Annotated in this window: 27 protein-coding genes; all 27 read left to right on the forward strand. The window is 39.7% G+C overall.

What is annotated here, in order from left to right; all coding sequences use genetic code 11:
- The first annotated feature begins 65 nt into the window (after window positions 1-65).
- The 27 genes from sucC (at window position 66) to ABE41_RS09760 (ending at window position 24,255) form a co-directional block, all read left to right on the forward strand.
- On the forward strand, window positions 66-1,226 hold the full coding sequence (gene sucC, locus ABE41_RS09630; protein WP_066289373.1) for an ADP-forming succinate--CoA ligase subunit beta: 1,161 nt from the start codon (window positions 66-68) through the stop codon (window positions 1,224-1,226).
- Between the two features lie 37 nt (window positions 1,227-1,263).
- The gene (sucD, locus tag ABE41_RS09635) at window positions 1,264-2,187 is read left to right on the forward strand and encodes a succinate--CoA ligase subunit alpha (protein ID WP_066289375.1); all 924 of its coding nucleotides are present in this window, start codon (window positions 1,264-1,266) and stop codon (window positions 2,185-2,187) included.
- A 105-nt stretch (window positions 2,188-2,292) separates the two neighbouring features.
- Complete coding sequence (gene dprA, locus ABE41_RS09640) at window positions 2,293-3,159, forward strand: DNA-processing protein DprA (protein WP_083207941.1); 867 nt, start codon at window positions 2,293-2,295, stop codon at window positions 3,157-3,159.
- A 99-nt stretch (window positions 3,160-3,258) separates the two neighbouring features.
- Complete coding sequence (gene topA, locus ABE41_RS09645) at window positions 3,259-5,334, forward strand: type I DNA topoisomerase (RefSeq protein WP_066289381.1); 2,076 nt, start codon at window positions 3,259-3,261, stop codon at window positions 5,332-5,334.
- A gap of 11 nt (window positions 5,335-5,345) precedes the next feature.
- Window positions 5,346-6,653 carry an FADH(2)-oxidizing methylenetetrahydrofolate--tRNA-(uracil(54)-C(5))-methyltransferase TrmFO gene (trmFO, locus tag ABE41_RS09650; protein ID WP_066289384.1) on the forward strand — a complete coding sequence of 436 codons (1,308 nt, stop codon included), beginning with the start codon at window positions 5,346-5,348 and terminating at the stop codon, window positions 6,651-6,653.
- A 61-nt stretch (window positions 6,654-6,714) separates the two neighbouring features.
- Window positions 6,715-7,617: a tyrosine recombinase XerC gene (xerC, locus tag ABE41_RS09655; RefSeq protein WP_066294763.1), complete on the forward strand. Its 903-nt coding sequence runs from the start codon at window positions 6,715-6,717 to the stop codon at window positions 7,615-7,617.
- A 24-nt stretch (window positions 7,618-7,641) separates the two neighbouring features.
- On the forward strand, window positions 7,642-8,181 hold the full coding sequence (gene hslV, locus ABE41_RS09660) for an ATP-dependent protease subunit HslV (protein ID WP_066289386.1): 540 nt from the start codon (window positions 7,642-7,644) through the stop codon (window positions 8,179-8,181).
- A gap of 25 nt (window positions 8,182-8,206) precedes the next feature.
- Window positions 8,207-9,601, forward strand: coding sequence for an ATP-dependent protease ATPase subunit HslU (gene hslU, locus ABE41_RS09665; protein ID WP_066289392.1), 1,395 nt, complete (start codon window positions 8,207-8,209; stop codon window positions 9,599-9,601).
- Window positions 9,602-9,625: 24 nt separating this feature from the next.
- Window positions 9,626-10,405, forward strand: a complete 780-nt coding sequence (codY, locus tag ABE41_RS09670; RefSeq protein ID WP_066289397.1) for a GTP-sensing pleiotropic transcriptional regulator CodY — start codon at window positions 9,626-9,628, stop codon at window positions 10,403-10,405.
- Between the two features lie 598 nt (window positions 10,406-11,003).
- Window positions 11,004-11,390, forward strand: a complete 387-nt coding sequence (gene flgB, locus ABE41_RS09675) for a flagellar basal body rod protein FlgB (protein WP_066294765.1) — start codon at window positions 11,004-11,006, stop codon at window positions 11,388-11,390.
- A 2-nt stretch (window positions 11,391-11,392) separates the two neighbouring features.
- Window positions 11,393-11,845 carry a flagellar basal body rod protein FlgC gene (gene flgC, locus ABE41_RS09680; RefSeq protein ID WP_066289399.1) on the forward strand — a complete coding sequence of 151 codons (453 nt, stop codon included), beginning with the start codon at window positions 11,393-11,395 and terminating at the stop codon, window positions 11,843-11,845.
- 12 nt (window positions 11,846-11,857) lie between these two features.
- A complete protein-coding gene (gene fliE / locus ABE41_RS09685; protein ID WP_066289401.1) occupies window positions 11,858-12,157 on the forward strand; it encodes a flagellar hook-basal body complex protein FliE in 300 nt (99 codons plus the stop codon).
- Between the two features lie 81 nt (window positions 12,158-12,238).
- Window positions 12,239-13,831 carry a flagellar basal-body MS-ring/collar protein FliF gene (gene fliF / locus ABE41_RS09690; protein ID WP_066289404.1) on the forward strand — a complete coding sequence of 531 codons (1,593 nt, stop codon included), beginning with the start codon at window positions 12,239-12,241 and terminating at the stop codon, window positions 13,829-13,831.
- A 13-nt stretch (window positions 13,832-13,844) separates the two neighbouring features.
- A complete protein-coding gene (gene fliG, locus ABE41_RS09695; protein WP_066289406.1) occupies window positions 13,845-14,858 on the forward strand; it encodes a flagellar motor switch protein FliG in 1,014 nt (337 codons plus the stop codon).
- Window positions 14,851-15,657 (forward strand): flagellar assembly protein FliH, encoded by an 807-nt coding sequence (fliH, locus tag ABE41_RS09700; RefSeq protein ID WP_066289410.1) that lies wholly within the window; start codon window positions 14,851-14,853, stop codon window positions 15,655-15,657. The genes fliG and fliH overlap by 8 nt, the downstream gene beginning before the upstream one ends.
- Window positions 15,647-16,966 (forward strand): flagellar protein export ATPase FliI, encoded by a 1,320-nt coding sequence (fliI, locus tag ABE41_RS09705; RefSeq protein WP_066289412.1) that lies wholly within the window; start codon window positions 15,647-15,649, stop codon window positions 16,964-16,966. The genes fliH and fliI overlap by 11 nt, the downstream gene beginning before the upstream one ends.
- The gene (gene fliJ, locus ABE41_RS09710; RefSeq protein WP_066289417.1) at window positions 16,966-17,403 is read left to right on the forward strand and encodes a flagellar export protein FliJ; all 438 of its coding nucleotides are present in this window, start codon (window positions 16,966-16,968) and stop codon (window positions 17,401-17,403) included. Before fliI ends, fliJ begins: the two co-directional genes overlap by 1 nt.
- Window positions 17,404-17,417: 14 nt before the next feature.
- The gene (locus ABE41_RS09715; RefSeq protein ID WP_066289420.1) at window positions 17,418-17,984 is read left to right on the forward strand and encodes a MotE family protein; all 567 of its coding nucleotides are present in this window, start codon (window positions 17,418-17,420) and stop codon (window positions 17,982-17,984) included.
- 14 nt (window positions 17,985-17,998) lie between these two features.
- Window positions 17,999-19,165: a flagellar hook-length control protein FliK gene (locus tag ABE41_RS09720; RefSeq protein WP_066289422.1), complete on the forward strand. Its 1,167-nt coding sequence runs from the start codon at window positions 17,999-18,001 to the stop codon at window positions 19,163-19,165.
- Window positions 19,166-19,171: 6 nt separating this feature from the next.
- The gene (gene flgD, locus ABE41_RS09725) at window positions 19,172-19,624 is read left to right on the forward strand and encodes a flagellar hook assembly protein FlgD (protein ID WP_253805467.1); all 453 of its coding nucleotides are present in this window, start codon (window positions 19,172-19,174) and stop codon (window positions 19,622-19,624) included.
- A 14-nt stretch (window positions 19,625-19,638) separates the two neighbouring features.
- Window positions 19,639-20,010, forward strand: coding sequence for a TIGR02530 family flagellar biosynthesis protein (locus ABE41_RS09730; RefSeq protein ID WP_066289427.1), 372 nt, complete (start codon window positions 19,639-19,641; stop codon window positions 20,008-20,010).
- An 84-nt stretch (window positions 20,011-20,094) separates the two neighbouring features.
- Window positions 20,095-21,015 carry a flagellar basal body rod protein FlgG gene (gene flgG / locus ABE41_RS09735; RefSeq protein ID WP_066289429.1) on the forward strand — a complete coding sequence of 307 codons (921 nt, stop codon included), beginning with the start codon at window positions 20,095-20,097 and terminating at the stop codon, window positions 21,013-21,015.
- A 47-nt stretch (window positions 21,016-21,062) separates the two neighbouring features.
- Window positions 21,063-21,278 (forward strand): flagellar FlbD family protein, encoded by a 216-nt coding sequence (locus ABE41_RS09740; RefSeq protein WP_066289434.1) that lies wholly within the window; start codon window positions 21,063-21,065, stop codon window positions 21,276-21,278.
- A complete protein-coding gene (gene fliL, locus ABE41_RS09745) occupies window positions 21,279-21,710 on the forward strand; it encodes a flagellar basal body-associated protein FliL (protein ID WP_066289435.1) in 432 nt (143 codons plus the stop codon).
- 35 nt (window positions 21,711-21,745) lie between these two features.
- Window positions 21,746-22,738, forward strand: coding sequence for a flagellar motor switch protein FliM (gene fliM / locus ABE41_RS09750; RefSeq protein ID WP_066289436.1), 993 nt, complete (start codon window positions 21,746-21,748; stop codon window positions 22,736-22,738).
- Window positions 22,732-23,874, forward strand: coding sequence for a flagellar motor switch phosphatase FliY (fliY, locus tag ABE41_RS09755; RefSeq protein ID WP_066289437.1), 1,143 nt, complete (start codon window positions 22,732-22,734; stop codon window positions 23,872-23,874). The genes fliM and fliY overlap by 7 nt, the downstream gene beginning before the upstream one ends.
- Before the next feature lie 18 nt (window positions 23,875-23,892).
- Window positions 23,893-24,255 carry a response regulator gene (locus tag ABE41_RS09760; RefSeq protein WP_066289440.1) on the forward strand — a complete coding sequence of 121 codons (363 nt, stop codon included), beginning with the start codon at window positions 23,893-23,895 and terminating at the stop codon, window positions 24,253-24,255.
- The last annotated feature ends 14 nt before the right edge of the window (window positions 24,256-24,269 follow it).

Below are 24,269 nucleotides of genomic sequence, written 5' to 3' on the forward strand. Positions count from 1 at the left end.
CGCTTGGTCTTATACAATGATAACGGTACTTTAAGTTTTCACCATGATAGGAGGATGGAGAGTAAATGAATATCCACGAATACCAAGGTAAAGAGATACTTAGAAAATATGGTGTGGCTGTTCCAAACGGAAAAGTAGCATTTTCAGTTGAAGAAGCTGTAGAAGCTGCTAAAGAACTAGGGAGCGCTGTATCTGTTGTAAAAGCGCAGATTCATGCAGGCGGCCGCGGTAAAGCGGGTGGCGTAAAAGTTGCCAAGAATATCGATGAAGTGCGTACATACGCAAATGAAATTTTAGGTAAAGTTCTAGTAACTCACCAAACTGGCCCAGAAGGTAAGGAAGTTAAGCGCTTACTTATCGAAGAAGGCTGTGACATTAAAAAGGAATATTACATTGGTCTTGTGCTTGATCGTGCAACTTCAAGTGTAGTAATGATGGGATCTGAAGAAGGCGGTACTGAAATTGAAGAAGTGGCAGAAGAAACGCCTGAAAAAATCTTCAAAGAAGTAATCGACCCTGCAATCGGTCTTCAAGCATTCCAGGCAAGACGTTTAGCTTATAACATTAACATTCCAACTGAACTAGTAGGTAAAGCTGTAAAGTTCATGATGGGATTATATACTGCATTCGTAGAAAAAGATTGCTCTATCGCTGAAATCAACCCATTAGTTGTTACTGGAGACGGAAACGTAATGGCACTTGATGCGAAAATGAACTTTGATTCAAATGCTTTATACCGTCATAAAGACATCCTAGAATACAGAGATTTAGAAGAAGAAGATCCAAAAGAGATCGAAGCATCAAAATATGATCTAAGCTATATCTCACTTGATGGAAATATCGGCTGTATGGTTAATGGTGCTGGACTAGCGATGGCTACAATGGACATCATTAAGCATTATGGCGGAGATCCTGCTAACTTCCTTGACGTTGGGGGCGGCGCTACAACTGAGAAAGTAACTGAAGCTTTCAAAATTATTCTTTCTGACAAAAATGTTAAAGGAATTTTCGTTAACATCTTTGGCGGTATCATGAAATGTGACATCATTGCTAATGGTGTTGTAGAAGCAACTAAACAAGTTGGTCTTGAGTTGCCTCTAGTAGTTCGTCTGGAAGGCACTAACGTTGATCTTGGCAAAAAGATCTTAAAAGAATCCGGACTTAATATTACAGCTGCTGATTCAATGGCTGACGGTGCAGAGAAAATCGTCGCATTAGTTAAGTAATAAAGAAAACATTGCAGGAAGGATGGGAATTTAAAGCATGAGCATTTTTATTAATAAAGACACAAAAGTCATCGTTCAGGGTATTACAGGTTCCGTAGGTCTTTTCCATACGAAACAAATGCTTGAATATGGTACGAAAATTGTAGGCGGAGTTACTCCTGGTAAAGGCGGAACTGAAGTTGAAGGACTTCCAGTATTCAACACAGTTGCTGATGCAGTTAAAGAGACTGGAGCTAACGCTTCTGTTATTTATGTTCCTCCAGCATTTGCTGCGGAAGCGATCATCGAAGCTGTTGATGCAGAGCTTGATCTTGCTATTTGTATTACAGAAGGTATTCCTGTAATGGATATGGTGAAAGTTAAGCGCTATATGGAAGGCAAGAAGACTCGCTTAGTAGGACCAAACTGCCCAGGTGTAATCACTCCTGAAGAATGTAAGATTGGTATCATGCCTGGCTATATCCACACTAAAGGACACGTAGGTGTTGTTTCCCGTTCTGGAACTTTAACTTATGAAGCAGTACATCAGCTCTCAGAGCGCGGAATTGGACAATCTACAGCTGTTGGTATCGGTGGCGACCCAGTTAACGGGACAGACTTTATTGACGTTCTAAAGGCGTTTAATGAAGATGAAGATACGTATGCGGTAATCATGATTGGTGAAATTGGCGGAACTGCTGAAGAAGAAGCTGCAGAATGGGTAAAAGCTAATATGACTAAACCTGTTGTTGGATTCATCGGCGGACAAACTGCACCTCCAGGAAAACGTATGGGCCATGCTGGTGCGATTATCTCTGGCGGTAAAGGTACTGCTGACGAGAAGATCAAAACAATGAAGGCATGCGGAATTAAAGTTGCAGCAACACCTTCAGTAATGGGTGAAACTTTAGTTGAAGCGCTTAAAGAAAACGATCTTTACGACGTTTGTGTTACAAACAAAGAAAAAGCATCAAAAGCATAAATATTACAAGAGGTGTGTTCTGCATCTCTAACATCGTGAGAAGCTCCCAGAAATAGGGGGCTTTTTCACTTTAATTAATCAATGATTCATGAGGGGGAAAAGGATTTGGATTATGAACGCTTAATCTTTCTTCATCATTGCGAAGGACTAACATGGAATCATTTCAAAAATATTTTAACAGCCGATCCGGAATTAGCTGATATATTTAAAATGGATGTTAAGAGCCTGATGATGTCATTTGCATTAAGCGAGAAAATGGCAGTACGTTTATATACCTTTATGAATCAAAAGAATAGTACATACATAATGAATGTTTTAAAGAAAAATTCGATATCTGCAATACCTTATTTTCATAAAGATTATCCGCCTAGCTTGAAAACAATATTTGATCCGCCTTGGGTACTTTATGGAAGAGGAGATTGGAGTACGCTGAAACAGGATAAAATAATAAGTGTGGTAGGAACGAGAAACCCGAGTTCTGATGGATTGGGTGCATTAAGCAAGGTTCTCTCGCCACTGCTGAAGAATAGATGGGTGGTTGTCAGCGGGCTTGCAAGGGGAATAGATACATATGCACACAGGTTAAGTCTAGTAAATGGCACGCGAACTGCTGCAGTATTAGGTTCTGGAATAAAATGCGTATATCCCACCGAAAATAACAAATTAGCAGAAGAAATTAGCAGTCAAGGCATTCTTATTTCAGAGTTTCCGCCTTTTGTTCAGCCAAAACGCTGGCATTTCCCATTGCGTAACCGTATAATTAGCGGTCTCGGCAAAGCAACTCTAGTTGCTGAGGCAAGAACTAAAAGCGGATCGCTCATAACAGCCGATCAAGCGCTGGAACAAGGAAGAGACGTATTTGCAATTCCAGGATCTATTCTTGAAGATTGTGCAGCAGGTACAAATTTCTTGATACAAAATGGCGCAAAACTAGTAATGTGTGCAGAAGATATAGCGGATGAATGGACTTAACCGTTTTCATTTAAATTAGGAAACAGTTTGACAAAAGCAGATACATTATTTAATAATAGGGAAGATTTCACTAAACCCTTAAAGGGGGATAAACTGTAAATGGAAAAATACTTAGTCATTGTTGAGTCTCCCGCAAAAGCAAAGACGATAAAAAAATATTTAGGGAGCAAATATGACGTAAAAGCATCTATGGGACATGTTCGTGATCTGCCCAGAAGCCAGACCGGCGTAGATGTAGAATCAAATTATGAACCCAAATACATTACAATCCGAGGAAAAGGTCCAATATTGAAGGACTTGAAAACAGCAGCCAAAAAAGCGAAACAAATCTTTCTCGCAGCTGACCCGGATCGTGAAGGTGAAGCAATCGCATGGCATCTTGCTCACAGTTTAGAGATGGATTTAGATTCTGATTGCCGAGTTGTATTTAATGAGATTACTAAAACCGCGATAAAAGATTCATTTAAAAGACCGAGAAAAATCAATATGGACTTAGTAGATGCCCAGCAAGCCAGAAGAGTTCTTGACAGACTTGTAGGGTACAAAGTCAGCCCGTTATTATGGAAGAAAATTAAAAAGGGTTTAAGTGCAGGACGTGTACAGACTGTAGCAGTCCGGTTGATTGTTGAACGCGAAAAAGAAATTGAAGCTTTTCAGCCAGAAGAATATTGGAAGATCAAAGGAATATTCAGTGCTTCGGGCGAAGATTTTGAAGCTCAGTACTATGGACTTAATGGCAAGAAACAAGAGCTTTCTAATGAAAATGAAGTAAAAGATAACCTGAGTAAAATTAAAGGAAAATCCTTTACTATTGAATCTGTACAGAAGAAAGAACGAAAAAGAAATCCTTCACCGCCATTCATCACTTCTTCCCTGCAGCAGGAAGCTGCAAGAAAGCTTAATTTCAGAGCGAAGAAAACGATGATGCTCGCACAGCAATTATATGAAGGGATTGACCTTGGAAAAGAAGGTACAGTCGGTTTGATCACATATATGCGTACTGACTCTACCCGCATCTCTGATACTGCAAAAAATGAAGCTTCGGAGTTTATTGCTAATGAATTCGGAAAACAATACGTGAACAGCTCGAGAGCTGAAAAGAAGGCAGGAAAGAATGCTCAGGATGCACATGAAGCCATTCGTCCTACTTCTGTTATGTATCATCCAAAAGATTTGAAAACCTATTTATCCAGAGACCAGCTCCGTCTTTACAAGCTTATTTGGGAACGTTTTCTGGCAAGTCAGATGTCTTCAGCAGTACTGGACACTATGACTGTAGATCTTCAAAACAATGGTGTAACATTCCGTGCAACAGGGTCAAAAGTGAAGTTCCCTGGATTCATGAAGGTATATGTAGAGGGCAATGATGATGGCAAAAAAGAAGAAGACCGCATCCTTCCTGATGTACAAGAAGGAATGAAGGTTGATAAGAAAGACTTGGAGCCAACACAGCACTTTACACAGCCGCCGCCGCGCTATACTGAGGCAAGACTGGTACGGACGATGGAAGAGTTGGGGATAGGGAGACCTTCTACGTATGCTCCGACTCTCGATACGATCCAGAAAAGAGGGTATGTTGCTTTAGACGACAAGAAATTCGTTCCAACAGAACTTGGAGAACTTGTCTTAGAGATGACCCTTGAGTTTTTCCCTGAAGTATTCAATGTTGAATTTACTGCCAAGATGGAAAGTGATCTCGATGAAGTTGAAGAGGGGAATATAGACTGGATCAAGATCATTGATGAATTCTATAAAAACTTTGAAAAGAAACTTAAAATTGCAGAAGCAGAAATGCAAAAAGTAGAAATTAAAGATGAGCCAGCAGGGGAAAACTGTGAGAAATGCGGACATGAGATGGTCTATAAGATGGGCCGTTTCGGCAAATTCATGGCATGCTCAAATTTCCCGGATTGCAGAAACACCAAGCCGATCGTTAAAGATATAGGCGTTGAATGTCCTTCTTGTCATAAAGGATCAATTGTCGAAAGAAAAAGCAAAAAGAAACGAGTTTTCTATGGCTGCAACAGATATCCTGACTGTGAGTTCGTTTCATGGGACAAACCAATTGCAAGAACATGTCCAAAATGTAATAGCATGCTAGTAGAAAAGAAAACGAAAAAAGGAAAAGTCGTTCAATGTGTGTCTTGCGACTATTCCGAAGAGGAAGCAAAGTAAGGAGTTTTTCCATGAGCCACCAACATGTTAACGTAATCGGAGCGGGTCTTGCAGGCAGTGAAGCTGCTTGGCAGATCGCAAGCCGAGGAATAAAAGTTAAATTATATGAGATGAGACCGGTTAGACAGACACCGGCTCATCACACTGAAAAATTTGCAGAGCTTGTATGTTCAAACTCATTGCGGGCAAACACATTAACAAATGCTGTTGGTGTTTTAAAAGAAGAAATGAGAAAATTGAATTCCGTTATCATTTCATCTGCAGATGATTGTGCAGTTCCTGCAGGCGGAGCATTAGCTGTTGACCGTCACGAGTTTGCGGGCCTTGTAACAGAACGCGTTAAGAACCACCCTAATGTAGAAGTAATAACAGAAGAAGTAACAGAAATTCCTGATGGCCCTACGATTATCGCTACCGGTCCTTTAACTTCTGATAATTTATCAAAAGCTTTAAACTCTTTAACTGGCGAAGAATATTTATATTTTTACGATGCTGCAGCTCCTATCATTGAAGTAGATAGCATCAATATGGATAAGGTCTATTTGAAATCTCGCTATGATAAAGGTGAAGCAGCTTATTTAAACTGTCCGATGACAGAGGAGGAATTCGACCGTTTTTACGAAGCTTTAATCACTTCAGAAACTGTTCCTTTGAAAGAGTTTGAAAAAGAAATCTTTTTTGAGGGCTGTATGCCTGTTGAAGTAATGGCTAAGCGAGGAAAGAAGACTCTTCTTTTCGGACCGATGAAACCAGTTGGCCTTGAAGATCCGAAAACAGGAAAGATCCCATATGCTGTCGTTCAGTTAAGACAAGACAATAGTGCAGGAACGCTGTATAATATAGTAGGGTTTCAAACACACTTGAAATGGGGACCACAAAAAGAGCTTATTCAGCTTATTCCCGGTTTAGAAAATGCAGAGGTTGTACGATACGGTGTTATGCACCGCAACACATTCTTAAATTCACCTAAACTCTTAAAAGACACATATCAGCTAAAAGAAAGAGATAATCTTTTCTTTGCAGGGCAGATGACAGGTGTTGAAGGATATGTGGAAAGTGCTGCATCTGGACTGATCGCTGGTATAAATGCAGCAAAACTCGTAAAAGGCGAGGAGTTAGCAGTTTTTCCTAGAGAAACTGCAATCGGAAGTATGGCTTATTATATTACGACTGCAAATCCTGATAATTTCCAGCCGATGAATGCAAACTTCGGGTTGATGCCTCCGCTTGAAAAAAGGATTAAAAACAAGCAGGAAAGAAACACGGCAATAGCAGAACGGGCATTGGAAACTATTCAGAATTTTATAACAAATTTGTGAACATCTATTGCTTTAGCCCCTAAGTTGTGATACGATTTAGGGGCTTTGTGAGGTGTATGGAATGGAATCAGAACGCCAGCTCGTGGTGGATTTTCTTAATTACTTGATGATTGAGAAGAACAGTTCACCATTTACGATCGAACACTATGAAAAAGATATTAATGATTTTACTTCTTTTTTGAAACAGCAAGCAATCGAAGGATTCGCTGCTGTTTCTTATGTTTTAGTTAGACATTATCTCGTGACGCTTCATGAAAAGAAGTATGCGAGAAATACTGTTGCTAGAAAGATATCTTCCATGAGAAGTTTTTACCGTTTCTTGAATCGGGAAAAAATCGTGGAAGAAAACCCTTTTGCAATGGCCTCTCTGCCTAAAAAAGCAAAAATGCTTCCTCAATTTCTTTATGAAAAAGAGTTGGAGAAGCTTTTTAACGTGTCTGACATCAGCACGCCAATCGGACAAAGAAATCAGGCCATTCTCGAATTGCTTTATGGCACGGGTATTCGTGTAAGCGAATGCTGCAAACTGCAGCTGAAAGATCTTGACCTATTCGTAGAAGCTGCATTAGTTAAGGGAAAAGGGAAAAAGGAAAGATATGTTCCTATCGGTTCTTTTGCCAAGGAAGCATTAGAAAGATATATCAGCGATGGCCGTAAACTTTTACTTGAAAAAACAGAAAATAGGTCAGATTCCCTGTTTTTAAATTATAAAGGGGAACCTTTAAGTGCGAGAAGCGTAAGAAACATATTGAATAAAATCATTGAAGAATCGTCGCTCAATATACATATCAGTCCACACGTATTAAGGCATACTTTCGCGACACACATGCTCAATGAAGGTGCAGACTTAAGAGCAGTTCAGGAACTGCTGGGACACTCACAGCTATCATCTACACAAGTCTACACACACGTAACGAAAGACCATTTGAAAAAAATCTATAATAATGCGCATCCTCGAGCATAAAAAACAAAAAGGAGGGATTTTTCGATGTCAACTTTTCATGCAACCACAATCTTTGCTATTCAGCACAATGGGGAAGCTGCAATGACTGGAGATGGCCAGGTAACTTTCGGCAATGCAGTCGTAATGAAACATACTGCCAAAAAGGTGAGAAAGCTGTATGGCGGGAAAGTACTTGCTGGTTTTGCCGGTTCTGTAGCAGATGCTTTTACACTTTATGAAAAATTTGAAAGTAAACTTGAAGAATACAGCGGCAACTTACAGCGTGCATCTGTTGAAATGGCAAAAGAATGGCGTACTGATCAAGTTTTAAGAAAACTCGAAGCCTTGCTGATCGTTATGAACACTGAGCATATGCTGCTTATTTCAGGAACAGGTGAAGTAATTGAACCTGATGACGGCATTCTAGCTATTGGCTCAGGCGGAAATTATGCTCTTGCAGCAGGAAGAGCATTGAAAAATAATGCTCCTCAGCTTTCTGCTAAAGAAATAGCGCTCGCTTCATTGCAAACAGCCGGTGAGATTTGTGTCTACACAAATACGGAGATCGTATTAGAAGAACTGTAAAATCCTATATAAGGAGTGATTTTGTTTGAACAGTCAACTAACTCCAAGGCAGATCGTTGAAAAACTCGATCAATACATTATTGGACAAAAAGATGCTAAAAAAGCAGTGGCGGTGGCTCTCAGAAACCGTTACAGAAGAAGCCTGCTGGATGATAAACTTCGCGATGAGGTTTCTCCAAAAAATATTTTGATGATCGGTCCGACTGGTGTCGGTAAAACTGAAATTGCAAGAAGGCTTGCCAAACTTGCTCAAGCCCCTTTTATTAAAATAGAAGCTACGAAATTTACTGAGGTCGGCTATGTAGGACGTGATGTCGATTCCATGGTTCGTGACTTGGTCGAAACATCTGTGAGGCTTGTGAAAGAGCTGAAAATGAATGAAGTCAAAGACAAGGCAGAGCAGAATGCTAATAAGCGTTTAGTCGAACTTCTCGTACCTGGTAAAAAAACAGAAACAAACTATAAGAATCCTCTTGAAATGTTTTTTGGCGGAGGGAATCAGAACCAGGAACAGTCAGCACAGCAGGATGACGAAGGGAACCTAAAGCAAAAACGAAATCAGATGGCTCAAAAATTAGCTCTAGGAGAAATGGAAGATCATCTTGTAACAGTGGAAGTAGATGAGCAAACCCCCTCAATGCTTGATATGTTTCAGGGCTCTGGCCTTGAACAGGTTGGAATGAATATGCAAGACATGCTGGGCGGAATTATGCCTAAGAAAAAGAAAAAAAGAAAACTTACAGTTCGTGAAGCGAGAAAAGTTCTGACACAGGACGAAGCAGCAAAATTAATCGATATGGATGACGTAACGAGTGAAGCTGTTTATAAGACAGAACAAACAGGTATTATATTTATAGATGAGATTGATAAGATTGCCGGAAAGAATCAAAATTCTGCAGATGTCAGCAGAGAAGGTGTTCAAAGGGATATACTTCCGATCGTAGAAGGATCCACTGTAATGACGAAATATGGTTCAATTAAGACTGATCATATTCTTTTTATTGCAGCAGGAGCTTTTCACATGGCAAAACCTTCAGATCTCATTCCTGAGCTTCAAGGAAGATTCCCAATCCGGGTAGAATTAAATAGCTTGTCTGTTGAAGATTTTACACGTATATTAATAGAGCCTGATAATGCGATTGTAAAACAGTACAAAGCTCTATTAAGTACAGAAGGTATAAATGTTGAATTTTCTGACGATGCTATTGCTAAGATTGCAAGTATCGCATTTGAAGTCAATCAAGACACCGAAAATATAGGTGCAAGAAGGCTTCATACCATATTGGAGCGCTTACTCGAAGACTTGTCTTTTGAAGCGCCTGATATCAGTTTAGATCAAATTACCATTACACCCGAGTATGTAGAAGAAAAACTGGCTAATATCGCAAAGAATAAGGATTTAAGCCAATATATTTTATAGGATGCAGTAGGAGGAAGAAATAAAATGAATTTATTAAACAAAGCAAGAAGTATTAACTCAATGTTACAGCAAACAGGTGGAAAACAAGTAAACTTTAAAGAAATGGCTGAAACACTTAGCTCAGTAATCGGTGCTAATATTTTCGTAGTCAGCCGCAGAGGAAAATTATTAGGAACTGCTCTTAAACAAGATATTGAAAATGAGCGTATGAAAAAGATGATCCAAGATCGTCAATTTCCTACTGATTACACGAAGAACCTTTTCAACATTACAGAATCAATGGCAAATATCGATGTTGAGAGTGATTACACTGCTTTCCCTGTTGAGAACAAAGATTTATTCTCGACAGGTTTAACAACGGTCGTACCTATCGTCGGCGGCGGGGAAAGACTTGGAACTCTAATCCTCTCCAGACTGTCAACGTCGTTTGAAGAAGATGATCTAGTATTAGCAGAGTATGGTGCTACAGTAGTTGGAATGGAGATCCTTCGCGAGAAAGCGGAAGAGATTGAAGAAGAAGCTAGAAATAAAGCTGTAGTTCAAATGGCGATCAGTTCATTATCATATAGTGAGCTTGAAGCGATTGAACATATCTTTGAAGAATTAGAAGGTAATGAAGGCCTGCTTGTAGCGAGTAAAATTGCTGACCGTGTAGGTATTACAAGATCAGTAATCGTAAATGCTCTTCGCAAGCTGGAGAGTGCTGGAGTTATCGAATCTCGTTCACTTGGAATGAAGGGAACGTACATCAAAGTATTAAATGATAAGTTCTTGCTTGAACTTGAGAAATTAAAAACTTCTTAATCATAAAAGTTCAAAAACCAATCCGGAGAGGGTTGGTTTTTTTTTTTGGTCTCAAACATTGATGCTTTTGAAAGTGGTTGCTTTCCGTTCCAGGTACTCGCTTTCCGCGGGGCGTGCGGTGAGCCTCCTCGCGCTTTGCGCGTTCAGGAGTCTCACCTGTCCCGCTCGTCCCGCAGGACAAGGAAGGCTTCGACAGCGGTACATCGCACGAAGAAAATGTTGATTTTCATTTTCGAGGAGTCTCGCACCTTGCTCTCCAATCAACTTGTCAATGAAGAGAATGAAAAAAGACCGAAAGCAACTATTTTTTAGAGAGGAGCCCTTCGTAATCTTTGTTGCTCTTGAAAGTGGTAATTAATAAAAAATATGTCGATTGAAAAGATTAGTAAAGTTGTACAGTTCTGCAAATTACGACAGGGATTTTATTACTATATGTAGAATTAGGTATAAAGTCACGGTCGAAACGTAGTGCTTTCTATCGAAAAAAGTCATTTTGGGAAAAAATACATAGACACTTTTTGGATATATCACTTAAAATATGATATAGCGGTAAGATTTAACATTAATTGAAACATCTATAGTAAAAAAGAGGGAAGTGATCAACTTGTTCTCTAGCCCTGTCATGAAAAACTTGGAAATGGCATTAGATGGATCAGCGTTAAAACAGAAAACCATTTCAAATAATTTGGCTAATGTGGACACTCCTGGATATAAAGCGAAAGAAACCGTTTTTAAACAGGAATTTGAAAGAAGCTTAAATGCATACCGTACAAATCAGCAGCATTTTGCTTTCAGTACGGATAGACCATCTTCTTTTTATGTAAAAGAACAAGGCGGTACAACTATGAACCACAATGGAAATAATGTGGATGTTGACAAAGAGATGGCTGAACTGGCAAAGAATCAATTGTATTATCAGACACTTGTACAGCGAATAAACGGAAAATTCAATTCAATTAAGATGGTTGTTAAAGGCGGGAGATAAATATGGGAATGTTTGATGCACTAAATTTTTCTGCATCTGGTTTAACAGCGCAGCGATTGAGAATGGATGTTGCGTCTTCCAACATGGCAAATGTTGATTCGACACGAGGCAGGTTGTTAGAAAATGGCGAGTGGGAACCATATAGACGAAAAATGGTAGTGCTGGGTTCAGGAGAGTCCAGTTTTAAAAGCATGTTTAATAAAGCAGTAAATCAGAATGGGAATCTTAATGGTGTTAAAGTAAGTGAAATTAAAAATGATGAGACACCTTTTAAATCTGTCTATCAGCCAGATCATCCGGATGCAGGGGAAGATGGTTTTGTACAGCTTCCAAATGTGGATCCTTTAAAAGAGATGGTTGATTTAATGAGTGCGACACGTTCATACGAAGCAAATGTAACAGCATTGAATGCAGCAAAGGGAATGTATTTAAAAGCCCTTGAAATCGGCCGTTAGGAGAGGTAGCACATGGATAAAATTTCTTTAGGAACGATTCAAAGCATGAACAGCATATCTCCATCTGCAAAAACGACACCTTTTGAAGCTCAAGAAAGCTTTAAAAATTATCTGCAAGGTGCACTGGAGAATGTGAATGAGACACAAGCACAGTCTAACGCAGCTACACAAGCGTTGATGAATGGCAACATGGATAATCTTCATCAAGTCATGATTACGGCAGAAAAAGCGAGTGTAACATTGCAGACCACTCTTGAAATTCGCAATAAAGTGGTTGAAGCATACCAAGAAATCATGAGGATGCAAGTTTAATACCTAATACATAATTCGAAGTGTGCATTCTATTTTGGGGGTAGCTTCAAAAAAATTTTTATTGTGTTTATCGGGGGAAAAATGAAAGAAAAATGGAAACAAGTCACCAAGCAAATCACTGAACGTTTCAAATCGCGTTCTAATACACAAAAAGGACTAATTCTTGGCGGGATATTCATTTTTATAGCAGGCTTTATTTTTCTGACCGTGATGATGTCCAGTCCGAATCTTGTACCTTTATATACGAATCTTTCTCCGCAAGAAGCTGGGCAGATCCAAGAAAACTTAAACAGTAAAGGGATTGCCAATGAAGTTCAGGATGGCGGGAAAACAATACTGGTTCCACAAGAGCAGGTTAATAATCTTCAGGTACAGCTTGCTGCTGAAGGGCTCCCTAAAAGCGGAAATATAGATTTTTCATACTTTGGAGAAAAATCGGGTTTTGGAATTACAGATAAAGAATTCGGAGTGCTTGAAAGAGAAGCAACACAAACGGAAATTGCCAACTTAATTAAGAGTATTAATGGAGTAGATGACGCAAGTGTAATGATTACACTTCCAGAGAGCAGTGTCTGGGTCAATCAGGAAGAAGAGAAAGCATCTGCATCTGTAGTTCTTTCGTTAGGTGCTGGCGCACGGCTGGATGAAGAACAAGTGAAAGCGCTGTATCACCTTGTATCTAAAAGTGTCGCTGATCTTCCTATGGAAAATATCGTCATCACAGACCAATACTTTAATTATTATGATTTAAACTCAGTGAACTCTACTTCTTCAGCTTCAAAATATGAAGAGCAAAGAAAAATTAAACAGGATGTAGAAAGAGACCTTCAGCGCAGAGTGCAGCAAATGCTGGCTACGATCATGGGCCAGGGGAAAGTGGTAGCGACTGTTACGACTGATATTGATTTTACTGAAGAGAAACGAGAAGAAACCTTAATAGAGCCTTTTGATAAAGAAAACATGAAAGGCATTGAAATAAGTGTTGAACGCATTCGTGAAACATTCACCGGCGAGGGTGCGGCTGCCGGGGGTGTATCCGGAACAGGTGATCAGGAAGTGCCAACATACCCTGGGTCAGCTGGTGGATCTAACGGAGATTACGAAAAAGTAGAAGAACGTATCAATAATGAAGTAAATAAGATTCGTAAAGAAATTGTGGAGAGTCCATATCAGATTCGCGATTTAGGAATTCAAGTAATGGTCGAACCTCCTAATCCGGAACAACCCGATTCATTGCCGCAAGAAAGATTAGATGATATTGAACAGATTTTGAGTGCGATCGTTAGAACAAGTATTTCAAAAGATATTAACAGCGAGCTTACAGAAGAGCAGATTCAACAGAAAATCTTTGTTTCTGCACAGCCATTTAATGGCAAGCAAGACATGGAGACTGCAAAAGCTGGCATTCCACTATGGATCTATATTACAGGCGGTATCCTTCTGATTGTTATTATTCTATTAATCTTCTTACTGACGCGAAAAAGAAGAGCGGAACAAGATAAAGGAACGATAGAAGAGTACGAGATGGAAGAACAGCAGACATATTATGTGCCTGATGTGAATAAGGAGCAGGGCTCAGAAGGCACAGTGCGCAAAGAACAGCTGGAAAGAATGGCTAAAGAAAAACCAGAAGAGTTTGCAAAACTAGTACGAACGTGGTTGTCAGAGGAATAGGAGGTAACGAACGATGGCAAAAGGTGTAAAAGAGCTGTCAGGAAAAGAGAAAGCAGCGATCCTCGTTATCTCTTTAGGTCCTGATGTAGCAGCTCAAGTGTACAAGCATTTGAGCGAAGAAGAAATTGAAAGATTGACTCTCCAAATCTCTCAAGTTAGAAAAGTAGATTCAACCTTAAAAGAAGAGATTATCACTCAGTTTCACCAATTGGCGCTTGCTCAAGACTATATTACTCAAGGCGGTATTGGGTACGCCAAAACGGTTCTGGAAAAAGCAGTCGGCAAGGATGAAGCGATGCAGATTATCAACAGGCTTACCTCCACACTGCAAGTTAGACCGTTCGACTTTGCGCGTAAGGCTGACCCTGGGCAGATTCTTAATTTTATACAAAATGAGCATCCGCAGACGATTGCACTTATATTAGCTTACTTAGATTCATCCCAGGCAGGGCAGATCTTGTCTGAATTGCCGCAGGAAATGCAGGCTGATGTTGCAAAAAGAATTGCATTGATGGACAGGACTTCACCTGAAGTGATCAATGAAGTTGAACAGATTTTGGAGAGAAAGCTGTCAGCTACAGTAACTCAAGACTTTACTCAGGCAGGCGGTGTAGAAGCTGTCGTTGAAGTGCTCAATGGTGTTGACCGCAGTACAGAAAGAACGATACTTGATGCATTAGAGATTCAAGATCCTGAACTTGCAGAAGAAATTAAGAAGAGAATGTTTGTGTTTGAAGACATTGTCACCCTTGATAATCGTGCGATTCAGCGCGTAATACGAGAAGTACAGAATGAAGACTTGCTTCTCGCTCTGCGTGCATCTAGTGAAGAAGTGAAAGAAGTTATGTTTAAAAACATGTCACAGCGTATGGCTGAGAACTTTAAAGAAGAGATGGAATTCATGGGTCCTGTACGTCTGCGTGACGTCGAGGAAGCTCAATCGAGAATTGTTGGAACGATCCGCAGACTTGAAGAAGCAGGAGAACTGGTCATCGCTAGAGGCGGAGGAGATGATGTGATTGTCTAAGGTAATAAAATCTTTTAACAATCGCACGGCTGACAATAAAGAGAACGAAACTGATGTCGTAATCGGAATTCAGCCTGTTTCCATATTTACTGCTCCATCGAGCGGTCTTTTTGAAGAAGATGATGAAGCCAAGATTCAGCGATTAAAAAAAGAGGCAGCTGAGCTCCTTGAAGAAGCAGAGAGCGAAGCAGCCAGAATAAAAGCAGATGCTGAAATGTTTCTTCAGGAGACACAACAAAGACTTGCTGCAGAAGAACAAGAGTGGCGCTTAAAGATGGAACAGGAACTTGAGATGACGAAACAAGAAGGCTATGAAACTGGTTTTCAGAATGGTTTAAATCAAGGGCTTGAAAATTGGAGAAATCAACTGGACGAAGTAAAGCGTTTTATTGAAAAGACGAAGCAAGACTATTATCAAGTTTTAAGTGAAGCAGAACCGCAGATGATTTTATTAGCCATTAAAGCAGCAGAGAAAATTATCGGACAGAAGCTCGAGGAATCACCTGAAACGTGGGTATCGATCGTGAAGCAGCTTGTTAAAGAAGCGCGTGAGTTTGAAGAGGTAAAATTATATGTTCCAATCGATTGGTTCGATTTGACCGTCCAGCATCGTGAAGAATTGAAAAATATGCTTCAATCTACTGCATCTCTTTTCATCTATCCTGATGAATCTTTAAAAGAAAATGGAGCTGTTATAGAATTTCCGTTTGGAAAAATTGATGCCACTCTCGATGTTCAGCTAAAAGAAATAAGAGATAAGCTGCTGGAACAAATTGAGGTGACAGAAAATGAACGTTGATCACCTGCTGGATTCATTGCAATCGATAGATTCTTTTAAAAGATACGGAAAAGTGATTCGTGTCATCGGTCTGATGATTGAATCTAAAGGACCGAAAACTTCCATTGGTGATGTTTGTTATATTCATACGGCCAATGGCAGAAAACAAAAAATAAAAGCAGAAGTAGTCGGATTTCAAGAAGAGAATGTGCTCTTAATGCCTTTTACATACGTGAAGGATATAAGCGTCGGCTCTCTTGTTGAGGCAACAGACAGGCCGCTTGAAATTAAAGTGGGACAATCATTAATTGGCAAAGTTTTAGACGGGATGGGTGTTCCGCTCGATGGAGCAGCTCTGCCAAAAGGGTTATTCCGGTATCCTACAGAAAATGAGCCGCCTAATCCGATGGAACGTCCTAGAATTCATGAGAGCATTCAGTTAGGTATACGTTCCATTGACAGTCTTTTAACAGTAGGTAAAGGACAGCGTGTAGGAATCTTTGCTGGAAGCGGTGTAGGAAAAAGTACATTGCTTGGTATGGTGGCGAGAAATTCGACAGCTGATCTAAACGTTATAGCGCTTATAGGAGAACGTGGCCGTGAAGTCCTGGATTTTATTGAAAGAGATCTTGGCGAGGAAGGGTTGAAACGATCCGTCGTAATCGTAGCTACTTCTGATCAGCCAGCGTTAATGCGTATAAAAGGTGCTCAGACAGCTACTGCAATTGCTGAATACTTCAGAGACCAAGGGAAGAATGTCATGCTCATGATGGATTCGGTAACACGTGTAGCCATGGCGCAGCGGGAAATCGGGCTGGCAGTAGGTGAGCCTCCGACAACAAAAGGCTACACACCAAGCGTATTCGCTGTCCTTCCTAAGCTGTTAGAGCGTTCCGGCACAAATAGAAAAGGAACGATTACAGCTTTTTATACGGTGCTTGTAGATGGAGATGACTTTAACGAACCGATTTCTGATACGGTCCGCGGGATATTGGATGGACACTTTATCTTAGACCGGAACCTTGCAAATAAAGGCCAATTTCCGGCTGTGAATATTTTAAAAAGCATCAGCCGTGTTATGAATGACATCGTCTCAAATGAACATCGGCAGGCTGCAGACCGGTTTAGAGAATTGCTCTCATCTTATGTTGATGCAGAAGATCTAATCAGCATTGGAGCATACAAGAGAGGTTCTTCTAAATCGGTAGATGAAGCCATTCAGATCTACCCAAACATTTTAGCTTTTTTAAAACAGCAGGTCGATGAAGATATAAGTTTTGACGAAGCCGTTGGACGGCTGCTTATGGAATTTGGAAAGGATGATCTGTAATGTCGTTTCAATTTTCAATGGAGAAAGTTCTTACAGTTAAACAAAAAGAAAAAGAATCCATTGAACTTGAGCTTGGTGAAGCTGTTCAGGCATTCGAGAGTATTGCAGAAGAAATTTACAGTCTATTAAAACGGAAAGAAGATATTGAAAATCTTTCAAATCAGCAATTTCAGCAAAGAATCGTCGTCAATGATCTTCAAAATACACAGCGATTTCTTCTATCCATGTCCAATAAGATTAAAGAATTGCAGCCAGTTCTGCAAAGGGCCAGAGAAAGAATGCAGGTTATCCAGCAAAAACTGCTTCAGCAGACAATCGAAGTGAAAAAGTATGAAAAGTTAAAAGAAAAACAAATTCATGCCTATGAAATGGAACTGACTTTGTATGAAAACAAACAGAATGATGAATTCTCCGTATTGCGTTATGCGAAGTCGTGAAAACAGGTGAGCTTATGAAACAAAATGAAAAATCAAGCAAGATTGTATGGTTTCTTTTAGTAATTGCTGTTCCGGCAGTATTTGCTGTAACAGTATTTGGGATCGTTCTTTCCTTTTTGGGAGTAAACGTGATTGAAGAGGCAAATAACACAGGGAAGAAGATTCCGATTGTGAAAAATGTTCTTAATGATGAAGCACCAGCAGTTGCTGTAAGTCAAAGTACAGAAAAACAATGGAAAGCTAAATTCGATGAGCAAGAAGATTACATAAAAATTCTTTCGGCTGACCTTCAAAAGAAAGAAAAAGAAGTTACTGCCTTAAAGAGCGATATCGCATTGCTGGAAAAACAAGTGGAAGATGCTGAAACGTCTGTTAAAGCAGATGAGAATGAACAATTAAAAAAATTGTATGAAGCTATGTCAGCAAAAGATGCAGCGGCAGTAATGACTGAGATGAACAATAATGAAGTACTAGGGATTCTCACACTATTACAAGCTGAAACACAAGCTGCCATTCTTTCAAAGCTTGATGCGAAAAGAGCTGCAGAGTTAACGGTATTAATGGCAAGCAATACTCTTTAAAGGAGGTGAAAAGAATGCAAGTTATGATGGCACAAGTTTCAGCGCCGGTTCAAATGACACCGGGCAGTAAACAAACCAGCAAAACACAATCTCTTTTTTCACAGCTTCTGTTACCTGCAGAACAATTGCCATCTGAAAGCAGTGAAGGAGCGGGCGGAAACTTAGCTGAAATCATTGCGAACTTGTTATCAAGTACGGGAGAAATAGAGCAATTCTGGAATCCGGAAGCAACTGAGGATCAAGATGTGCAAGCATTGCTGAACGAATTGCCTGGTGAAATAAAAGAAATGATCGAGACATTGATTAATGAACAGATTAGCGGTACAGAGAATATTCATACCCCTGCACCTGAAATGAAGTTAGCTTTTCTTTTACAAGCAATGTTCAATGATCGGCAGCACATGTTATCACAGCCGCAGAAAAAAGAACTTACTCAGTTGATTGAAAAATGGTTCCCGGGATTAAAACTGGAAAGCAAAGATTCCCTTCCGAAGCAAATTGAGCAAATTTTTAGCCAAATAAAAAAGCTGATGAATGAGAGTGGTTCAACAGATAAAAATAATAGCTTCTACAATATCATGGAACAGCTTTCCGCTGTGAAAAAAGTGCAGACTTTTGCTGAACAGGCATTTCAGCGATACGTACCGGTAAAACAGACAGAACAAGCATCAAAAGAATTTCAAACCGTTCAAAGTCCTTTATCTCCATTGGAACAGTGGACGTTAAAAGTACCTGCTTCTCAGGAAGAAGGAAATAAACAGCAATTCGTTCGTGAAATACAGCAGATCATCACAAGAGGAAAGTTGATGGTCAATGAAGCCGGTTTTACGAAAATGCAGATAAAGCTTACACCAGAAAATCTTGGCACGTTAGAAATTCAGCTGATTCAAAAACATGGTGAGATTGCAGCAAAGATCATAGCGTCTTCTCAGGCAGCGAAGGATGCGCTGGATGGCCAGCTTACTCAGCTGAAGCAGGCTTTTGCGGGGCAAAATATTGAGTTTGAGAAGCTTGAAGTTATTTTTCAAAAAGAAGAACAATCATTTCAATTTCATGATCAGGAAAGACAAAACCATGAAGAACAGCATCAGTCAAATGATAAAGAAACGGATGACTCCGATAATAACAATCTTTCATTTGAAGAACAGCTCTCACAAATGGTTTTAAATGAAAAGGTGTGATGAATAGTGTCGAAAGTATCAGAAAATCTCATGTTATCCAACTACCAGGCTACGACAAAAAAAACCGGTTCAAATATTTTAGGGAAAGATGACTTTCTTAAGATTCTTATCACCCAGCTGCAAAACCAAGATCCGACAAGTCCCATGCAGGACCGTGAATTTATTGCACAGATGGCGAGCTTCTCATCGCTTGAGCAGATGACGAACATGAACCAGACAATGCAGCAGTTTCTGACATTCCAGACAGAAGCATCACTTCTCCAGCAAAGCCAGATGATTGGAAAGCAAGTTACGTATGAATCGGAAACCGTAGATGAAGAAGGCGAAAAAGTGCTAGAAGAAAAAGAAGGTACTGTTAAAGCCGTATTGTTTGAAAAAGGCTCTGTCATGCTCGAAATGAGCGATGGATCAAAGATAACCAGTTTCCAAGTTATTAAGATTACAGACCCAGCAAAATAAGAGGAGTTGATGCTATGAGCGAACGTATAACCGCTCATCAATTGTACCAGCCAACCCTTTACCCAGCACGAGCTCAACAAGTTTATCAGAATTCGTTCAAGTCACTATTTGATAAAGAGTTGGAATCATCACTCACGATCAGCAAACACGCAAAGAAGCGGCTTGAAGATAGAAATATTGAAATAACTGACGCTAGCTGGAACAAAATTAGCGAAAAGGTAAAAGAAGCTGGCAGAAAAGGAGTAAAAGACTCTCTTGTAATATTGAGAGATGTAACCCTTGTAGTAAATGCGCCAAACCAGACCGTGATCACAGCTTTAGGAAGAAACGAATCCGCATCCCAGATCTTCACAAATATTAATGGTGCTATCGTAATAGACGATTAAACGAGCTGGACCTTTACAGGAGGCTCACAAAAACTGCCGATTGATTGAAGCAGTTTATTAAACCAAGTAAGGGAGATAAAACAAATGTTACGTTCTATGTACTCAGGAATCAGCGGTATGAAAAATTTTCAGGTAAAGCTTGATGTAATCGGAAACAACATTGCAAACGTAAATACATACGGCTTCAAAAAAGGCCGTACAACTTTTAAAGATCTAGTGAGTCAGCAGATTGCTGGGGCGAGTGCACCTGACCAAACAAAAGGTGGGGTGAATGCAAAGCAGGTCGGCCTAGGATCACAATTGTCTACTATAGATACTATCCATACACAAGGTAGCTTACAGACCACAGGAAGACCACTTGATTTAGGGATTTCAGGTGATGGGTATTTTATTGTCGGTTCCGGTACATTTGCTAATGCAACAACACCAGTTATGACAAATCCAGTTATGAACTTCACTAGAGCTGGTAATTTTTATTTAGATCAAAAAGGAAATTTGGTTAACTCTGATGGAATGTTTGTAATTGGTCACCCATCTGATGCACCTACAACAACACCACCAATTACTAACAATATTACAACTACTAGTTTTGGTAAAATTGTCATTCCAGCTGATGCAAAGAGTTTTAGTGTTGGTTCTGATGGAGTTGTAAACTATGTTGATGGTACATCGGGCGCATTACTTAAAGCTGGTCAAATTATGATGGCAAAATTCCCGAATAATGAGGGACTTGAAAAAATAGGTGCGAATTTGTATAAGAATACTGCTAACTCAGGAGCTTTAGATGGTAACAAGAATGGAACTGGATTTGAAGTAGCAGATATGTTTAAGCCGGGATCTGGTGGAGCTGGTGAAGTAGTTGCAGGAACTCTCGAAATGTCCAACGTCGACTTATCGGAAGAATTTACTGAAATGATCGTGGCTCAGCGTGGTTTCCAAGCGAATACAAGAATTATTACAACATCTGATGAGATCCTTCAAGAACTGGTGAATTTAAAACGCTAATGAAGGGAGGAAGGGTTAAGCATTCAGCTGCTTAGCCCTGAATTCATATGATTTCCTTAACTCAGTTAAATGGTAATACGTTTACTTTAAATGCAATCTATATTGAACAGGTTCAATCGTTTCCTGATACGACGATTACCTTAACAACAGGGAAAAAATTTGTTGTGAAGGAGAGCGAAGAAATAGTTGCTCAAAAGGTTGCTTCATTTTACAGGGGTATCACGTTGCTGCCCCTGAATAGCAATAAAGGGGAGGGTCAGTAGATGGGTAAAAACAAAGCTGTAACGATCATGCTTTCCATGGTTGTAGCTATTGGCCTTGTAGGTGCAGCTGGGTACTTTGGTTTTCAATATTTCTCACCTAAAACCGAAGCTTCTGAACCAACAGCAGAAGAGCTTGATAAATTAATGGTAGAAACGGAAGAAATTATAACAAATCCGGCTGATAAATCTGTTTTTGTCAAAATTAAGTTTAAGATTCAAACAGATAATAAAGATGCAAAAAAGGAACTTGAAAAAAGATTGTTCCAGGTAAACAACCTGATCATCTATGAAATCTCAAACATGAAAACAGAACAACTTTCAGGACAAAAAGGATTGATCTCTTTAGAAAACACCTTAAAGACAGAGATTAATAAAGTTATGCAGGATGGAAAAGTAGTCAGAGTCTACACTACTCAAAAGATCATTCAATAATTCATTAAATACGAGCATGAAAAGAGGTGAGACTCTTGGTAGATGTTTTGTCACAAAACGAAATTGATGCTCTCCTATCCGCCCTTTCTACAGGTGAAATGGATGCGGAAGAGCTGAAAAAGGAAGAGTCAGAGAAAAAAGTAAAAGTTTACGATTTTAAAAGAGCCCTTCGATTTTCTAAAGAGCAGATCCGCAGCTTAACCCGATTGCATGAAAATTTCGCAAGATTGTTAACAACGTATTTTTCGGCACAGTTAAGAACATATGTACAAATCGGAGTGGCTTCAGTTGATCAGCTGCCATATGAAGAATTTATCCGCTCGGTTCCGAGGATGACTCTTTTAAATGTATTTGAAGCACACCCGTTTGAAGGCAGAATTTTGATGGAAGTGAATCCGAATATTGCATATGCAATGATGGACAGAGTAATGGGCGGCAGCGGTACTGGTATGAATAAGATCGAGAATCTGACGGAGATCGAAACGAGAATTATGAGCCAGCTCTTTGAAAATACGCTTGATAGTTTTAAAGAAGCGTGGACAAGCGTAATTGAATTAGATCCTTTCATGCTTGATCTGGAGGTTAACCCGCAATTTTTACAGATGGTTTCACCGAACGAAACAGTCGTAGTTATTTCGCTAAACACTACGATCGGTGAAACAAGCGGGATGATCAATATCTGTTTGCCGCATGTTGTGATTGAACCGATCATTCCAAAGCTCTCTGTAAGCCACTGGATGCAGACCAAGAAGAAATTGCGGACGCCGGGTGAATCGGAATTTATTGAACAAAAATTAAAAAATGCATTTCTTCCTTTTAAAGTTGAATTAGGTTCTTCTGAGATGTCAATTGAGGAATTTCTTCATCTTTCTCCAGGAGACTGCATTGAACTGGACCAGAGAATTGGACAGCCGCTTGTTATTAAAGTGGAAAACAATCCTAAGTTCTATGGTCAGCCTGGAAAGGTAAAGAAAAAGCTAGCTGTACAAATTTTAGAAACCATTAAGGAGGATGAGGATCAATGGTAAGTGGAGATATGCTTTCACAAGATGAAATTGATGCTTTGCTGAATGGTGGAAGTCCTTCCTCGTCCGGAACGACTCAAACCGAAGATTACTTATCTAATATAGAACAAGATGCATTAGGTGAAATTGGAAACATCTCATTTGGCAGTGCAGCTACCGCGCTATCAACACTTTTAAATCAAAAAGTAGAGATCACGACACCTACTGTCAGCGTTGTGAAAAGAACAGAGCTAAAAGATGAATTCCCGATTCCGCATGTTGCTGTACAGGTTACATATACAGAAGGTATTGAAGGCGCTAATTTATTAGTTATCCGTAAGTCGGATGCGCAGATCATCGCAGACCTTATGCTTGGCGGTGAAGGGACTAACCCTTCTCCAGATTTTGGGGAACTGCAGTTAAGTGCTGTTGGTGAAGCAATGAACCAGATGATGGGTTCTGCATCTACTTCTATGTCAACGATTTTTAATAAAAAGGTAGATATCTCTCCGCCTAAGATTGATTTTTTGGATGTGGAATCGAACATGAGCTTGATACCAGATGAAGAAATTCTAGTAAAAGTATCGTTCCGCTTAAAGGTAGGAGAATTAATAGATTCAAATATTATGCAATTGATTGATGCTGAGTTTTCTAAGGATCTTGTACAAAAATTAATGAATCCTGAACCCGCAGCTGAACAGACGCCTGTTGCAGATTATCAGCCTCAAGAAGAGAAGCAGCCTGTTGTGCAGCCTTCTTTACAGGATCATGAAGAGACTTATGTATCAAGAGAGAATAGACCAGAACCTTCACCATCTTATCAGCCGAGGATGAGAGATGTTTCTGTAAAGCCTGCAAGTTTTTCAGATTTCAGTGATTTTGGATCGAGCCAGACTGAATCGAAGAACTTAGATATGCTATTAGATATTCCGCTTCAAGTTACGGTGGAATTAGGACGTACAAAGAAAACGATTAAGGATATTTTGGAGATGTCAGCCGGATCGATTGTAGAGCTTGATAAGTTAGCAGGAGAACCAGTAGATATCTTTGTTAATCAAAAGATGATAGCAAAAGGTGAAGTAGTTGTAATAGATGAAAATTTTGGTGTTCGTGTAACTGAGATTTTAAGTCAGCGTGACCGATTAGAAAAACTGAAATAAACAACGGAGGTAATTGAAATGGGAGAGCGTATTTTAGTTGTTGATGATGCAGCATTTATGAGAATGATGATTAAAGATATCTTAGTAAAAAATGGTTTTGATGTAGTAGGGGAAGCTGCTGATGGAGCTCAGGCTATTGAAAAATTTGAAGATCTGAAACCTGATCTAGTAACGATGGATATTACAATGCCTGAAATGGACGGGATTACAGCACTAAAAGAAATAAAAAAATCACATCCTGATGCAAAAATCATTATGTGTTCTGCAATGGGACAGCAAGCAATGGTAATTGATGCGATCCAGGCTGGAGCGAAAGATTTTATCGTTAAGCCTTTTGCAGCGGACCGCGTAATCGAAGCTATAAAGAAAACCTTGGGATAAGCAGGAACCATTCC

Origin of the sequence: Fictibacillus arsenicus, from assembly GCF_001642935.1 — a bacterium.
Taxonomy (GTDB): Bacteria; Bacillota; Bacilli; order Bacillales; family Fictibacillaceae; genus Fictibacillus; species Fictibacillus arsenicus_B.